The sequence below is a fragment of the Tritonibacter sp. SIMBA_163 genome, assembly GCF_046535935.1.
Lineage (GTDB): Bacteria > Pseudomonadota > Alphaproteobacteria > Rhodobacterales > Rhodobacteraceae > Epibacterium > Epibacterium scottomollicae.
Genome location: NZ_JAWJBP010000756.1, coordinates 1 through 258, shown reverse-complemented (window position 1 = coordinate 258; position 258 = coordinate 1). Strand labels below are relative to the sequence as shown.

1 protein-coding gene is annotated in these 258 nt (G+C 51.6%); it reads left to right on the top strand.

Going from position 1 to position 258, the window contains the following annotated elements; translation table 11 throughout:
- On the top strand, positions 1 to 258 hold a 258-nt coding region (locus tag R0J92_RS24350), incomplete at both ends, for a hypothetical protein (RefSeq protein ID WP_411053576.1).

The window sequence follows — 258 nt, the reverse complement described above, 5'->3', positions numbered from 1 at the left end:
AAGGCGCATTCCTACGGTATATCTGTTGGCTTTGGTAGGAGGTGCCGCTGTTGTTGTGTTTGGTTACCAGTTTATACAAGCCGCAGGGCTGTTAGACCGTATGCTCTTTCTCTACAAGCTACACGGAGGCTTTTGGGGAGCATTGTTGAGTGGGCGGCTCTCGTTTTTAAGTGAGGCCATTGAGCTGGTTATCGTGCCGTTTGGGTTTTGGGACGTGCTGTTCGGTGTCGGCGTAGATCAGTTACTGGCTGTTCGTGG